This window comes from Prevotella sp. kh1p2 (assembly GCF_900111525.1).
Lineage (GTDB): Bacteria > Bacteroidota > Bacteroidia > Bacteroidales > Bacteroidaceae > Prevotella.
This window is the reverse complement of sequence record NZ_FOHY01000006.1, coordinates 60,094-74,439: the sequence shown is the minus strand read 5'-3', so window position 1 is coordinate 74,439 and position 14,346 is coordinate 60,094. Positions and strand designations below refer to the sequence as shown.

Sequence of the window (14,346 nt, the reverse complement as noted above, 5' to 3'; positions counted from 1 at the left end):
TTTCAAGCCCCTTGAACGATACCTTTTACAAACCCGCTCATGATGAGCGGGTTACGCGGAGGCCTTTTTACCGGCCTCCGGAGCCTCCCGAATACCCACCAAACACCCCCTTATCACCCATCACCAGCCATGTATCACCCATCACCTAACACCCATCACCCAGACATCTAACACCCATCACCCAGACATTCCACCCCCATCACCCAACAAAAAACTCAACTCCCGGCCGCCTGCCATTCAGCATGCAGCGGCCGGAAGTTGAGATTTCAAACTGTCGTTTCGTCGCCTTACAAAGGCGGCAGAGGCGGTGCTACTCCTGCGGCAGCATGATGACGCTCACCTTGTTGCCCGTTTCGAGGAACTTCTTCATGAAGGCCGACACGCTCTGCGGCGTCTGCGCCTCCACCAGCCGCTTGTAGTCGGTGTGGGTGTCGAGGCCCACGCGCTCGTACGTACCTATGATGTTGTTCCAGTAGGTGTTGGTCTTTACGCGGTCGTCGGCATTTTTCAGCATCGCCGCCTTTACCTTGTTCAGCATCTCGGCGTCGCAGGTGGTGCCCAGTTTAACGGCTTCCTCGCTCATAATCTTGAGTGCGATGTCCCGCTTCTCGGGCTTCATGGGGCACACGCCAAGGAGGTTGTACTCGTGCGTACCATCGTCGTCGACCGATGAGTTGGCGTAAGCGCCGCACGTGTAGGCAGCACTGGCCTCCTCGCGTATCTGCTTCAGGTACACCATCGAGAGCACCTGGCCGGCCATGTCGGCCTGTATGTCGCCCTCGAGCGTATAGGGCAGCTGGTCGTTGTGCCACACCATGTAGGCCATGGCCTTAGGAGTTTCCATCTTGCGGGTGAACTTGTTCTCCACGTTCCGCTTCGTTGTGTACGATGCGCGCTTGCTGCTTTCGGCCTTGCCCTTGGCAGGCAGGGCGCCCAGATACTGGCAAACGAGCTGGCGGATGGTAGCCTCGTCGAAGTTGCCCACGATGTTGAACGTCCATCCCTGTGCCGAAGCGGTGCGCTCCTTGGCCAGGGTGAGAATGCGGTCGTAGTCGATGTGGGGCACGTCGGCCTGCAGTAGTGGTTTGAGGCGCTTGTTATGGTCGTAGAGAGTGGCTGTAAGCGAGTCGCTCACAGCCGTTTCGGGCGAGAGGGCACGGTTCTTCAGCGCCACGTCATACTGCTGGGTGAGGTTGTGGAAGGCGTCGGGGTCCTTCCTGATGTTGGTAAAATAGAGGTACACCATTTGCAACATGGTCTCCACATCCTTGGGAGTGGAGTTGCCGGAGACGAGCATCCGGCGCTCGCTCATCATCAGGTCGGCGTTTGCTATCTTGCCCGCGAGGGCTTTCTGCAGTTCGGTGCTGGAGAAGTTACCCAGTCCGCTGATGCCTATCACGTCGTTGAAGGTCTTCAGGTTCACGTAATCAGGCTCGCCGTAGAGCGACGAACCGCCGCCTCCTGTGCCCGAGAGGAGCACCTGGTCTTTCTTGTAATCGGTCTGCTTGAGGTTAACCTTTACGCCGTTGGAGAGCTCCAGGCTGGTGTAGCCGAGCTTCTCGTTGCGCGTTTCCTTCTTTATCTTGCCGGCTTTGGGCAGCTCCTTGATGAGCGGTTCGTTCTTCACGTTGTCCACGTAGGCTGCAATCTGTGCCTCGCGGGCGGCCTTCACGGCTCCCAGCAGCTGTGCCTCGGTGGGGTACACGTTGCCTTCCTTCTCGTTGTTGAAGTTGATGATAACCATGTTAGAGTCGCTTTGGGGCAGAAACTCCTTCATCATTTCGTTCACGCCATCTACAGGTATCATGGGCACCATTTGCTTCATGGTCTGGTAGGTGAACTCGATGGGCGGCATGGGCTCGCTGGTCAAGAAGTGCCCCAGGCACTCCGAGTAGAACTGCGAGGTGTAGCGTTTGTCCTTGTTGCTGTAGGCCTTGTCCAGTGAACTGATGTAGTTGTCCTGGAAACGCTTGTACTCAGTGGCCGTGAAGCCAAATTCGGCGGCGCGGCGGGCCTCGGTCAGGGCGGCCTGCAGGGCCTCGGCGGTGTGCTGCATGTCCTTGGGCTGCACGCTGACGGTGAACGCGTCCTTGGTCTTGGAGAAGATGTAGTTGTCGTCGGAGGCCTCTGCATTCACGTAGGGGCAGTCGGCTTTCTGTGCCGCCTCGGTGTAGCGGTTGTCCAGCATGGTTATGGCGGCGTTCTTCATGTAGCCGTACAGCAGGTAGCCCACGTTGCTCTTGAGGCTGTCGGGGAACACGTCGTGCTTGAACATCACATCCACCACGCTCGTTTGTTGCTCCTTATCCTTGTCTATTACCACAATGGGCGTGGCGTTGTCGGGTACCTGCTCGTCTACGATAGGTGCCTCGTTGGCCGGGTTCTTGACCGATCCGAAGAGCTTCTTGATTTCTGCTTCCACGTGGTTTACGTCCACATCGCCCACTACTATAATGCCTTGATGCGACGGGTGGTACCATTTGTGGTAGTAATCTACCAGCTCCTGGCGCTTGAAGTTGTCTATCACGCTCATGAGTCCTATCGGATAGCGGCGCCCGTACTTGCTTCCGGGGTACAGCTTCTCCAGGTTACGCTCGAACATACGGCTCGATGCCCTCGTGCGCAGGCGCCACTCCTCGTGTATAACGCCGCGTTCCTTTTCTATTTCGGCCTGCTCCAGCAGCAGTCCTGTAGACCAGTCGCTCAGTATGAGCAGGCACGAGTCGAGCATGCTCTGCCGCGTCGTGGGCACGTTGTTGATGTTGTACACCGTCTGGTCGATGGAGGTGTAGGCGTTGAGGTCGGCCCCGAACTCGATGCCATTGCTGCGGCACCATTCTATGAGGTCGTTGCCCTTGAAGTGTTTGGAGCCGTTGAAGGCCATGTGTTCCAGGAAGTGAGCCAGTCCGCGCTGGCTTTCTTCCTCCTGGATGGAGCCCACCTTCTGCGCAATGTAGAAGTTGGCGCGGTGTTCGGGCCAGTTGTTGTAGCGGATGTAGTAGGTCAGTCCGTTGTCCAGTCGGCCTATTCTGACCGCCGTGTCGGTAGGAATGGCGGGCATCTCGAACTGAGCCTGCGCCATGCCGGCCACAAACAGCAATGTAACTAAGAGTAGATTTCTGAGTTTCATCATGAATGGAATGGTTTGGTTATTAATCTTTTATCTTTTCGCAAAGGTAGTAAAAAACTTCCATTCGCCGATGCGGACAAGCTAAAAATATATGAGCGGCGGTGAAAAAAGAGATGAAGCGCCTGCTGCCCGGGCTGCTGCAGGTTTGTTGCTGATTATTAAAGACAAAGTAACAGCGTGTTTTTTCGGCTGCTTTTGTGGCTTTGAGACAAAGTAGCTGCTGTTTTAAGACAGAGTAACAGCGTAATTTTCGTATTGCTGTAGCATTGCTTGTTGGCAGGAATTGATAATTACAGACAAGCCGAAAGGCTAACTGGTATCCTCCCCTTGGAAAGGGGAGGCGGGGGAGGGGATGATTATCAGCAGTCTTACCTCATGCTTGTTGCGTGCATCATCCCCTCCTAACCTCCCCTTTCTAAGGGGAGGAAACGCTGCCTGCACCTTGTTTTAAGGTGCGGTTAAGTAGCAGGCGTGGGTGTAAAAGCTATCGTCCGCGAACTTTCGACACCTGTCAAACGATTGTGAGACAGGTGTGGAACGATTGTGCGACAGGTGTCGAAAGGTCCTGCCCGTATGCTCCGGCGCCTCCCTGTCAATCGTTAGGCACCCCGGTCTCTGCCTTTTGGGACGGGCGGGAGACCGGAGTTTCAGTCTCCGGTACCGCCATCGGGCTCGCTGTGGCGCATGTTGCGGGGGTGGTGAGTGAGTATTTCCTCGCGCAGGGTGGTGGTGTCTATGTGGGTGTAAATCTCCGTCGTGCCGATGTCCTCATGCCCCAACATGGCCTGAATGGCACGAAGGTCGGCCCCGCCCTGCAGCAGCGCGGTGGCAAAACTGTGGCGGAGCGTGTGCGGAGAGATAGTCTTGCGGATGCCGGCAGCCTGGGCCTGCCGCTTTATCATGATGAGTATCATGGTTCGGGTGAGGTGATGGCCGCGCCGGTTGAGGAACACATAGTCCTCTTCTCCGGGCTTTATGCGCAGCAGGTTGCGGTCGAAGAACCACAGCTTGAGCTCTTTGACGGCCTTGGGCGATATGGGCACGAGCCGCTCCTTGCTGCCTTTGCCCAGTACGCGCACGTATTGCTCGTCGATGTAGAGGTCGGAGAACTTGAGGTTAACAAGCTCCGAGACGCGCAGTCCGCACGAGAAGAGCACTTCGATGATGGCTTTGTTGCGCTGTCCTTCGGGCTTCGAGAGGTCGATGGAGGCCTCCAGGGCGTCTACCTCCTGCGTAGAGAGCACCTCGGGCAGGTGCTCGCCCAGCCTTGGAGACTCCAACAGTTCGGTGGGGTCGGCGTCGATGAAGCCGTCGAGCAGCAGATAGCGGTAGAACGAACGCACGCCGCTGAGGATGCGGGCCTGCGAGGTGGGGCCGATGCCGCTGTCGTGCAGGGTGGCGGCAAAGCGCTCCAAGTCCTCCAGCTGCACGTCGGCGGGCGGTAGGCTGTTCTCCTTCAGGAAGGCGAGCAGGTGCCGCAGGTCGTTGAGATAGGCCTCGATGGTGTTGGGCGAGTAGTTCTTCTCCAGCTTCAGGTAGCGCTGGTAGGTTCGCACCATGTCGGCAGCAGTATTCTTGTCGGTTTGTTGCTTCATCTTGCAATGTATTGGCCGCCGCCGCATGAAAATAAAAGCGGAAATGCTTTGGCAGTCACACGGGTTTGCGTTATCTTTGCAAAGATAAGAAAAAAAGCATGAAGATACAAATCATTAACGGCCCTAACCTGAACCTGCTCGGCGTCAGGGAGCCGGGCATTTACGGCAAGAGCTCCTTCGAGAGCTATCTGCCGGGGCTGCAGGCCCGCTATCCGGAGGTGCAGCTGCACTACTACCAGAGCAACATCGAGGGCGAGCTGATAGACAAGATGCAGGAAGTGGGCTTCAGCTTCGACGGCATCGTGCTCAACGCCGGTGCCTACACGCACACCAGCATAGCCCTGCTGGACTGCATCCGCTCGCTGCCGTGCCCCGTGGTGGAGGTTCACATCAGCAACGTACACGGCCGCGAGGAGTTCCGCCACCGCTCCCTCATCAGCGCGGGCTGCAAGGGCGTGATTGCCGGATTCGGCCTCGACAGCTACCGGCTGGCCGTAGAGGCCATCCTGAACGGCGTGAGCGAGCCATGACTACAGACGAGTACATCGACGCCCACATAGACCCGGAGGACCCGTACCTGTACAACCTGTGGCGTGCCACGAACCTGCACACCATCCACGGACGCATGGCAAGCGGCCATCTGCAGGGCCGCTGGCTCAAGATGGTGGTGCAGATGCTCCGCCCCAGGAACGTTCTGGAGGTGGGAACCTTTAGCGGCTACAGCGCCATCTGCATGGCTCAGGGACTCGAAGAGGGCGGAAAGGTGTGGACGTTCGAGATAAACGACGAGATGGAAGACTTCACACGCCCGTGGATAGAGCAGTCGGCAGTGGCCTCGAAGATTGACTTCCGCATCGGCGACGCCAATGTGGAGGCTCCCAAACTGGGCGTGGTGTTCGACATGGTGTTTATCGACGGCGACAAGCGCACCTATCTGCAAACCTACGAGATGGCGCTCGGTGTGCTGCGCCCGGGCGGCTTCATCCTGGCCGACAACACGCTCTGGGACGGCCATGTGGTTGACCCTGCGTACGCGAACGACCACCAGACGCAGGGCATAGCGGCCTTCAACGACTTTGTAGCGCGCGACCGCCGGGTGGAGAAGGTAATTCTGCCGCTGCGCGACGGCCTCACCATCATCCGCAAAAAGCAAGAGTAGCTCTGCGGAGATAGTGCTGCTATGCGCTTGCTGCAGGTTAAAGACAGAGTAACAGCGTATTTTTTTAGCTGCTGAAGTGGTTAAAAGACAGAGTAACAGAGTAATTTTTTAGCTGCTGAAGTGGATTAAAGACAGAGTAACAAAGTATTATTTTAGCTGCTTTAGTTATAGAACGAGTAGCTTAAGAGCACGAAATTTCCTACTAAAATCCACAAGGCAAGCCGGTATCCTCCCCTTGGAAAGGGGAGGCGGAGGAGGGGATGACTACCCGGTAGCGGCGCTTTCGGAAACCGACATGCAACCGGCTATCAATCAACTAATTATAAGGAAGAGAATGAAAGCTGCCCTTCAAGCCTCCTGAAGGGCATCATCAACGCCGTTGGAGCTATGCTTCAAGGGGCTTGAAAGGCAGTATCAAGAAAAAGGGAAGGGAAGAGCAGGAAAAAGAGTTGTACCGCGTGGGCACAATTCTTTTATTCTTTCAGCTTGAGGAACCTCACGGGGTACCACACGGAGAGCCAGCTTACGGCTATTACGGTGAGGAAGATGAGGAGCACGTCGAGGTAGTGCACGCTCACCGGATAGGCGTCGACGATGAAGGAACCGTCGCTGTCGCCGAGCCTCACGAGGCCGAACTGCTGCTGCAACAGACAGAGCAGCAGGCCCAAGACGATGCCCACAACGGCGCCTACGGCAGCTATCATGCGCCCTTCGAAGAGGAAGATGCGCGTTATCTGCTTGTCGGTGGCGCCCAGGTTGCGCAGCGTTGCCACGTCTGCTTTCTTGTCTATGATGAGCATGGAGAGTGAACCGATGATGTTGAAGCAGGCCACCACGAGGATGAACGTAAGGAAGATGTAGGCTATCAGCTTCTCTATGGTCATGATTTTGAACGTGTCGTCCTGCTGTTCAAAGCGGTCGAGCACGCGGTACTTGGGGCCTACGATATCCTTGATTTCGCGCTTCACGGCGCCCAGATCGGTTCCGCTCTTGACGCGCAGCTCCAGTGAGGAGAGCCTGCCCTGCTGGCCGAAGAGGCTCCGGGCAAAGGCTATGGGGGCTATGATGTAGTTGCGGTCGTACTTGGTCTGCTTGACCTGGAACACCACTCCGGGCGAATCGAGCGAGTCGAGCGTGAACCCGGCAGCGGGGTTCGAGAGGTCCAGCTGCCCTTCACGTACCGGAGCGTAGATGCGCAGCCCGCCCTGCCAGCGGGCGCCCGTGCCCAGTTGCTGGGCCAGCTGTATGCCGATGGTGCCGTAGTTGAGGTTGGCGGCGTGGAGATCGAACTCACCGTCGCCGTAGAGAATATCGGTAATGTGGGTCAGCTCGGCAAAGTTATCGTCCACACCCTTCAGCGTCACCATGGCCTGTTTGTCCTGGTACATGGCCAGGGCGTTGTCTTCCATGCACTCGGTGGCCACGTCGATGGCCGGCAGGTGGCGCACCTTGAGCAGCAGGGGGTCGTCGGCAGGGGCCGTCTTTCCCTGTACGGGCACGATTTTAAGCTGTGGGTCGAAGGTGGTAAAGAGGGAGGCAACCAAATCGTGAAAGCCGTTGAACACGCTCAATACAATGACAAGTGCCATTGTGGCCACGGCAACGCCAACGACGGAGATAAGGCTGATGATGTTGATGGCGTGCGTACTCTTCTTGGAAAACAGGTAACGGCGGGCGATGAAGAAAGGGAAGGAGACCTCACTTCCGGCCCCACCGGAGACCTCACCCCCATCCCCTCTCCGAAAGAGAGGGGAGGTTTTATCTGGTTGAAGTTTATTGTTTTCCATTTGTTTTCTGTTTCTTTTGTTCCCCTCTCCTTGGGTGAGGGGTTGCGGGAGAGGCCCTTTCTATACTTTCTTTTCTTGGAAGAGTGGCCGTGAGTGAGGTAATCAGTGAACCTCCTCCCTATTTCTTTGATAACGAGTAGGTTGGAACCCTCCCCCTTCTCCTTATCATAGAATAAGGTAGAGCTCATGGTTATACCCCCCTCTCCGAAGGAGAGGGGATGGGGGAGAGGTCCTTAGTTGTACCCCCCCTCTTCTTCGTAGAGATGCAGAGGGTTAGGTTTCATCCCCGTTTCCCCCTTATTCTCCGCTCTCAGAGCCACCCGCAGAGGTACTCCCCTCTCCTTCGGAGAGGGGCTGGGGGTGAGGTTTCAGCAGCTCATCTATCCTCTCCAGATAGTCAAGACTGTCGTCTATGAAGAAGCGGAGCTCGGGGATGATGCGCAGCTGATTGCGTACGCGGGTGCCCAACTCGTAGCGGATGGTTTTCTCGTTGGCCGTGATGTTCTTGAGCATTTCTTCCGACTTATCCGACGGGAAGATGCTGAGATGGGCCGTGCAGATACTCAGGTCGGGGCTGATGCGCACTCTCGTAACGCTCACCAGCACGCCGTGCATCATGCGGGTCTGTCTCTGGAATATCGTCGAAAGCTCCTTCTGGAGCAGCCGGGCAATGCGGTTCTGTCGTGTTTCTTGCATTTATTCTAAATCTATATGTTCAACTTTAGCCTGCTCGTGCAGGAATATCTGCGCCCCCTCCTTAAACCTTTCGGGGTTCTCCGTGGTGAGGTAGTGGCACGATGCGCCCTTGGTGCACTTCAATTCCATCTCCGGATGTCGGGCGAAGTAGTCTTGCAGGCTGTTGGCCACATACTCGCCCTGGGGCACGATGCGGATACCGGGCCGCGTGTACTTCAGTATCTTGGGCAGCAGAATGGGGTAATGCGTGCACCCGAGGATGATGGTGTCGATGGCATCGTCCTTGGCCATGAGCTCGTCGATGCGCTTCTTGACGAAGTAGTCGGCGCCGGGACTGTCGGCCTCGTTGTACTCCACCAGCGGAACCCAGAAGGGGCAGGCCACGCCCGTGACCCGGATATCGGGCCAGAACTTTCGGATTTCGAGCTCGTAGCTGCCGCTCCTCACCGTTCCTTCAGTGGCCAGGAGGCCTACGTGGCGGTTCTTGGTAAGTTGACCGATGACTTCGGCCGTGGGTCGGATTACGCCCAGGATGCGCCGTTGCGGGTCCCAGTGGGGTAGGTCGTTCTGCTGGATGGTGCGTAAGGCCTTGGCCGAGGCCGTGTTGCAGCCCAGGATGACGAGGTTGCAGCCCATCTCGAAAAGCTTGCGGACGGCCTGGCGGGTGAACTCATACACCACATCGAACGAGCGGGGACCGTAAGGAGCCCTCGCGTTGTCGCCTAAGAACACGTAGTCATACTGTGGCAAGAGCTGGCGGATGCCGTGCAGAATGGTGAGTCCGCCGTAACCTGAATCGAAAACACCTATGGGTCCCGGTGTCTGGGGCAGTGTGGCGGTCATCGCAGACTGTCAGCTACCAGCGCCGTAATGTCCTCACCGGCCAGCGAACTGACGTAAGGCACGGCGTTGCCGTCGGTATTCAGGATGAAGGCATAGCCGCGGGCATCGCCTATACCGCGCACGGCTTCGGCCAGTTTGGTCTTCAGCGGCGCGTACGCATCCTGCTCGGCCTGCTTCAGCAGGCGGCGTGCCTCTTCCTTGAAGGCCATGTTCTTTTCCATCATCTCCTGCAGTTCGGCCTGGCGCTTGCGCAGGATGGAGGGTGCGAACTCACGCTGTCCGTCGAGAAACTCTTCATACTTCTTGTTGAATTCGTCCTCCACGCGCTGCATCTCGGCATCGTATTTGCCCTTGAGGTCGTCCAGGTTGCGGCGTGCTATCGCATAGTCGGGCATTGACTCGAAAGCCTTCTGATAGCTGAAATAGCCGAACTTGAGCTGCGTCTGTGCATGGGCAGCCAGCGGAAGCACAAAGAGGAAAAGGGAGAATAATAGCTTTTTCATCATGTTACACCTTGTTTATATAAATTGAGAAATGAGGACAGGCACTTAGGCCTGCCCTCATTCCTTATCTGATAAAAACTTGCTGTGGCTTACTTCAGCTTGGCCTGCACCTCTGCAGTAACGTCTTTCACGCTGTCGCCGGCATAAACGGCTGCCCCTTCCTCGAAGATGTAGGTGTAAGCACCTGCCTTGCCAACGGCCTGGATGGCGTTGCGCACCTTGGTCACGATGGGCTCCATGAGTTCGTTAGATTTCTTCTGCAGAGCCTGCTGGTTGTCCTGATAGGTCTGCTGAATCTTCTGATACATATTCTGAAGCTCCGTCTCCGTTTCCTGCTTCTTGGTAGCGTTCATGGTGCTCTGAGTCTTCTGGTACTCATCATTCTTGCGTTGCAGCTCGTCCTGCATAGCCTTGAGGTCGTTCTCGTACTGCTTCTGCAGTGCCTGGAGTTCGCCGTTGGCCTTTGAAACATCGGGCAGCGACTGCATGATAGTCTGCGTATTAACGCGTCCGAACTTCTGGGCGAACATAGCCATAGGTGCCAGAAGCATCAACATCAAAATCAATTTTTTCATTTCTGTTTTCTATTTAAATAATTGTTTTATTCTTGTTCAGCGGCTGCAAATATACAACAATTAGTTTGAATAACCTAACTTCTGCAGCACTTCGTTGCTGATATCTATCTTTGGTGAGCCGAAAATGATGCCGGTATCGCTGGCACGGTCGAGCACGAGGCTGTAACCTCGCAGGTCGGATATTTCCTTCACTGTGTTGTAAACTTCCTCCTGGATGGGCCCCATGAGGCTTTCGCGCTTCTTGAAGAGTTCGCCCTCGGGGCCGAAGTACTTCTTCTTGAGCTCGGAGGCTTCCTTTTCTTTATTCATGATTTGCTCCTGCTTGGCTTTCTTCTGCTCCTGGGAGAGGAATACTACCTCGTTCTGGTAGTTCTTGTACATGGTCGAAGCCTCGGTGTTCAGCGCCTCTACTTCGGCCTGCCACTTCTTGCTTACCTGGTTGAGTTGCTCGTTGGCGCGCTCGTAGGCAGGCACATGTTTCAGGATGTAATCCATATCAATGAGCGCGAACTTCTGCGCCTGGGCTGCCATTGCCACCAGAGCGAACAGGCAGAGTGTGATAATCTTCTTCATATCCTTACTTTTTTTAAATCTTAGACGGACGTTGCAACCTGCGGTTGAGGCCGACATACATCTTTTAACAATAAACTCTCTGTATTTTAACTTGTTTAAAACTCTTGCCCGAGGATGAAGTGGAACTGGCTGCCGCCTTTGGTTCCGAACACCTTGTCGAAGCCGTAAGCCCAGTCGATACCCATGAGGCCGACCATCGGCAGGAAGATTCTTACGCCTACACCGGCGCTGCGCTTCATGTCGAAGGGATTGAACTTGCCGGTATCATTCCACGCATTACCTGCCTCGACGAAGCCGAGACCGTAGATGGTGGTGTTACCCAACATGAACGGATAGCGGAGCTCGAGCGTGAAACGGTCGTAGGCATAGCCTTCCTGATAGTAAGGAGTGAGCGAACCGTTCTCGTATCCGCGCAGTCCTATGGTCTCCTCGGCATAGCCGGTGGAGTATCCGCTCATGCCGTCGCCACCCATGTAGTAGGTTTCAAACGGCGACTTCTTGTACTTGTTGTAGCTTCCAAGCAGGCCCAACTCCACTCTCGTCATGAGCACCAGACACTTCTGGCCGCTCGTGAGGGCCGTGTAGGTCTTGGCCTTGAACTTCCATTTGTGGTATTCCACCCACTTGTATTTCTCCTGTTGCTCCTGAGAATAGGTGGCCGACTGCCTGTCCGTGGCCAGGTGTTCGTAGTCCTTGCCGTCCCACTTAGACCAAGGTGGGGTGAGACTGACGGATGCCAGGAACTCCGAACCGCGGCGCGGGAAGAGCTGGTTGTCGGTAGAAGTGCGGCTCACGGACACGCTGAGGTTGATGTTGTTGGCATCGCCGTTGGTCATCAGGAAGTAGCGCCAGTTCTTCAGCATATATCTGGTGTAGGCCAACTGTACCGACAGCTGGAAGTAATCGTCCGGCCAGCGCAGGCGCTTGCCCCATCCCAGGCTCACGCCCATCATCTTCACGTACGTATCAGGGTCGTAATAGTTCTCGTAGTTGTTGTAGTAGCTGTTGCCGTAACCATACAGATAGTTGTAGTAGTTATTCATGTAGCCACTATTGTAGTAGTTACTCGACACGTCGGTCTGCTTGCTGTAGTAGGCTCCTATGCTGAACTGGATAGGCCGCTTGTTGCCAAACCAGTTGGTGGAGTAGCTGGCGTTGTAGCTCTGATAGTAGGTTCCGTTGGTCTGAGCGCCGATACTAAGCACCTCGCCGTCGCCTATCGGCATGATGCCCCGGTGCTCCTTGTTGCGGTTAAACAAGTTCCGGAGCGAGAAGTTGTTGAGTTTAAGCCCCACGCGGCCAATGACTCCCGTCTGTCCCCAGCCGAGTGAGAACTCTATCTGGTCGTTGCTCTTCTGAACCAGGTCCCAGTTAATGTCCACGGTGCCGTCTTCATAGTTGGGCCTAACGTCCGGATTCACCTTCTCCGGGTCGAAGTGACCCATCGAGGCCAGCTCTCGGGCCGAGCGGTGGAGGGCTTCCTTCGAGAACAGATCGCCCGGTTTGGTGTGCAGCTCACGGCGAACCACGTTCTCGTAGAGGCGGTCGTTACCATTAATGCGCACATGGTTGATGTGTGCCTGCTGGTTCTCGGTGATGCGCATCTCCATATCGATGGAGTCGCCCACGATGTTCACCTCCGTAGGTTGCAGGTTATAGAAGATGTAGCCGTTGTTCCAGTAGAGGTTGCCCACGGCATCCTCGTCTTCGATAAGGCGCTTGTTGAGCAGCTTCTGGTTGTACACGTCGCCCTTCTTCATGCCCAGCACGTTGGCCAGATAGTCGGTAGAGTAGACCGAGTTGCCCACCCAGGTGATGTTGCGGAGGAAGTACTGCTTGCCCTCATTTACCTTTACGTACACGTTAACGTGCTTGTCGTCGTAGTTCCATACGCTGTCCGCCAGTATCTCCGCGTCGCGGTAGCCGTACTCGTTGTACTTGCTGATGAGGTTCTTCTTATCGGTCTCCCACCGTTCGGGGGTGTATTTCTTGGGTTTGAAGATGTTGGTGAGCTTGCCGGCCTCGTGGGTCTTGGCAAATGCTCCTTTGGTAAACATCGAGCCCTTTATCTTTTTGTCCGAGAGATGTTCGTTGCCCTCGATGGTTATCTGGTGCACGCGCATCTTCTCCTTCTTGTCAACTATCACGTCGACGATGACCTGGTTCTTGCCTGCTACGTCGTCGCGCTGGTTTATTTCGATGTCGGCATTCTTGAAGCCCTTGTCGTCGAAGTACTTCTTGGCCAGCACTTTGGCGCGGTCTATGGCGTTAGGCGTAATCTGCGAGCCCTTGAGCAGGCCGAGCTTGGTGTCCATATCCTCGCGCTCGCTCTTCTTCAGGCCCACGTAGTTGATGGTTGATACGCGCGGCCTTACGCGCAGCGTAAAGTGCAGCCACGCCTTGTCGCCGATGATGGAGTCGACCGACAGCTGCACCTGCGAGAACAGTCCGTGGCGCCAGTAGCGCTTCACGGCCTCGGTGGTGGCCGAGCCCGGCAGTTCTATCTTTTGTCCTACGGTGAGTCCGGAGATACCGGTGAGCACGTAGTCTTCGTATCCTTCAACCCCCGACACGTTGATGCCGCCGATGGTCACTGTGCGGGGAGTGCCCGCGTAGCTGATTTCAGGATGCACGATTTTGTCCTGTGCAGAGGCTGCCGTGCAGCAACAGAGTGCGACGAAAGCCGTCCACACCTTATTTATATAGTTCATCATTCAGATTGATTTTCGTTCTCTATTTGGTCTTCGGTCTTTCCGAACCTGCGCTGTCGCCGCTGGTAGTCGGCTATTGCTTTGTGCAAGTCCTGCTCATTGAAGTCGGGCCAGTAGGTATCACAGAAGTACAGCTCCGAGTAAGCTATCTGCCAGAGCAGGAAGTTGGAAACCCTTACTTCGCCGCCCGTGCGGATGAGCAGGTCGGGGTCGGGCATGAAGCTCGTCTCCAGATGGCTGCTGATAACATCCTCCGTAACGTGGAACGGCTGTATGTGCATCTTCAGCGGATGCAGGGCCGGGTCTCGCTCGTCGATGATGCGCTTCACGGCCTGGGTAATTTCCCACCTCGCGCTGTAGCTCAGCGCCACTACCATGGTCATGGTGTCGTTCCCTGCCGTGTGCTCTTCGGTCTCGCGGAGCTTCTGCTGCACGTCGTCGGGCAGCCTGTCTATGTCGCCTATGACGCGGAACCGCACGTTATTCTTCATGAAGATTTCGTCTTCCAGCGAAGAGAGCACCAGCCCCATGAGGGCCGAAACCTCGTCGGCAGGCCGGCTCCAGTTCTCGGTAGAGAAGGTGTAGAGCGTCAGGAACTTTACGCCAAGGCGCGTACACTCTGCCGTGATGCGCCTCACCGTGTCCACGCCGGCCTGATGTCCGTAACTGCGGGGCTTGCCTCGTTCGGCTGCCCAGCGGCCGTTGCCGTCCATTATCATGGCAATGTGCCGCGGAATGCGGGTCATGTCTATCTCTTCGTTCATGCTCTTTCGT

General features: G+C 55.9%; 13 protein-coding genes. 3 read left to right on the top strand and 10 right to left on the bottom strand.

Annotated features, from left to right (window positions below; translation table 11 throughout):
* Positions 1-310: 310 nt before the first annotated feature.
* The gene (locus BMW31_RS04995) at positions 311-3,130 is read right to left on the bottom strand and encodes a M16 family metallopeptidase (protein WP_091822130.1); all 2,820 of its coding nucleotides are present in this window, start codon (positions 3,128-3,130) and stop codon (positions 311-313) included.
* Between the two features lie 91 nt (positions 3,131-3,221).
* Between BMW31_RS04995 and BMW31_RS13570 the strand changes: the two genes are divergently transcribed.
* On the top strand, positions 3,222-3,347 hold the full coding sequence (locus tag BMW31_RS13570) for a hypothetical protein (protein WP_255404826.1): 126 nt from the start codon (positions 3,222-3,224) through the stop codon (positions 3,345-3,347).
* 430 nt (positions 3,348-3,777) lie between these two features.
* Here BMW31_RS13570 and xerD read toward each other — a convergent pair whose 3' ends face one another.
* Entirely contained in the window at positions 3,778-4,725 is a 948-nt protein-coding gene (gene xerD, locus BMW31_RS04990) for a site-specific tyrosine recombinase XerD (protein WP_091821935.1), read from the bottom strand.
* Positions 4,726-4,823: 98 nt separating this feature from the next.
* Between xerD and aroQ the strand changes: the two genes are divergently transcribed.
* Together aroQ and BMW31_RS04980 are read left to right on the top strand one after the other, a co-directional pair.
* Positions 4,824-5,255, top strand: a complete 432-nt coding sequence (gene aroQ / locus BMW31_RS04985; protein ID WP_091821933.1) for a type II 3-dehydroquinate dehydratase — start codon at positions 4,824-4,826, stop codon at positions 5,253-5,255.
* The gene (locus BMW31_RS04980) at positions 5,252-5,884 is read left to right on the top strand and encodes an O-methyltransferase (protein ID WP_091821930.1); all 633 of its coding nucleotides are present in this window, start codon (positions 5,252-5,254) and stop codon (positions 5,882-5,884) included. The genes aroQ and BMW31_RS04980 overlap by 4 nt, the downstream gene beginning before the upstream one ends.
* A gap of 473 nt (positions 5,885-6,357) precedes the next feature.
* Here the strand turns inward: BMW31_RS04980 and BMW31_RS04975 are convergent, their stop codons facing one another.
* From BMW31_RS04975 to BMW31_RS04940, 8 genes are all read right to left on the bottom strand, one after another.
* A complete protein-coding gene (locus tag BMW31_RS04975; protein WP_091821928.1) occupies positions 6,358-7,671 on the bottom strand; it encodes an FtsX-like permease family protein in 1,314 nt (437 codons plus the stop codon).
* A gap of 297 nt (positions 7,672-7,968) precedes the next feature.
* Entirely contained in the window at positions 7,969-8,367 is a 399-nt protein-coding gene (gene rbfA / locus BMW31_RS04970) for a 30S ribosome-binding factor RbfA (protein WP_091821925.1), read from the bottom strand.
* A complete protein-coding gene (murI, locus tag BMW31_RS04965) occupies positions 8,368-9,210 on the bottom strand; it encodes a glutamate racemase (protein WP_091821923.1) in 843 nt (280 codons plus the stop codon).
* Positions 9,207-9,713 (bottom strand): OmpH/Skp family outer membrane protein, encoded by a 507-nt coding sequence (locus tag BMW31_RS04960; protein WP_091822126.1) that lies wholly within the window; start codon positions 9,711-9,713, stop codon positions 9,207-9,209. The genes murI and BMW31_RS04960 overlap by 4 nt, the downstream gene beginning before the upstream one ends.
* A gap of 89 nt (positions 9,714-9,802) precedes the next feature.
* The gene (locus BMW31_RS04955; RefSeq protein WP_091821920.1) at positions 9,803-10,288 is read right to left on the bottom strand and encodes an OmpH/Skp family outer membrane protein; all 486 of its coding nucleotides are present in this window, start codon (positions 10,286-10,288) and stop codon (positions 9,803-9,805) included.
* A 60-nt stretch (positions 10,289-10,348) separates the two neighbouring features.
* On the bottom strand, positions 10,349-10,861 hold the full coding sequence (locus BMW31_RS04950; protein WP_091821917.1) for an OmpH/Skp family outer membrane protein: 513 nt from the start codon (positions 10,859-10,861) through the stop codon (positions 10,349-10,351).
* Between the two features lie 95 nt (positions 10,862-10,956).
* Positions 10,957-13,572, bottom strand: a complete 2,616-nt coding sequence (locus tag BMW31_RS04945) for a BamA/OMP85 family outer membrane protein (RefSeq protein WP_091821915.1) — start codon at positions 13,570-13,572, stop codon at positions 10,957-10,959.
* Complete coding sequence (locus BMW31_RS04940) at positions 13,572-14,336, bottom strand: isoprenyl transferase (RefSeq protein WP_091821912.1); 765 nt, start codon at positions 14,334-14,336, stop codon at positions 13,572-13,574. The genes BMW31_RS04945 and BMW31_RS04940 overlap by 1 nt, the downstream gene beginning before the upstream one ends.
* Positions 14,337-14,346: the final 10 nt, after the last annotated feature.

Coding starts and splice junctions, on each gene's coding strand:
- BMW31_RS04995 (WP_091822130.1), bottom strand. CDS start 3,130: ATGAAACTCAGAAATCTACTCTTAGTTACATTGCTGTTTGTGGCCGGC.
- BMW31_RS13570 (WP_255404826.1), top strand. CDS start 3,222: ATGAGCGGCGGTGAAAAAAGAGATGAAGCGCCTGCTGCCCGGGCTGCT.
- xerD (WP_091821935.1), bottom strand. CDS start 4,725: ATGAAGCAACAAACCGACAAGAATACTGCTGCCGACATGGTGCGAACC.
- aroQ (WP_091821933.1), top strand. CDS start 4,824: ATGAAGATACAAATCATTAACGGCCCTAACCTGAACCTGCTCGGCGTC.
- BMW31_RS04980 (WP_091821930.1), top strand. CDS start 5,252: ATGACTACAGACGAGTACATCGACGCCCACATAGACCCGGAGGACCCG.
- BMW31_RS04975 (WP_091821928.1), bottom strand. CDS start 7,671: ATGGAAAACAATAAACTTCAACCAGATAAAACCTCCCCTCTCTTTCGG.
- rbfA (WP_091821925.1), bottom strand. CDS start 8,367: ATGCAAGAAACACGACAGAACCGCATTGCCCGGCTGCTCCAGAAGGAG.
- murI (WP_091821923.1), bottom strand. CDS start 9,210: ATGACCGCCACACTGCCCCAGACACCGGGACCCATAGGTGTTTTCGAT.
- BMW31_RS04960 (WP_091822126.1), bottom strand. CDS start 9,713: ATGAAAAAGCTATTATTCTCCCTTTTCCTCTTTGTGCTTCCGCTGGCT.
- BMW31_RS04955 (WP_091821920.1), bottom strand. CDS start 10,288: ATGAAAAAATTGATTTTGATGTTGATGCTTCTGGCACCTATGGCTATG.
- BMW31_RS04950 (WP_091821917.1), bottom strand. CDS start 10,861: ATGAAGAAGATTATCACACTCTGCCTGTTCGCTCTGGTGGCAATGGCA.
- BMW31_RS04945 (WP_091821915.1), bottom strand. CDS start 13,572: ATGAACTATATAAATAAGGTGTGGACGGCTTTCGTCGCACTCTGTTGC.
- BMW31_RS04940 (WP_091821912.1), bottom strand. CDS start 14,336: ATGAACGAAGAGATAGACATGACCCGCATTCCGCGGCACATTGCCATG.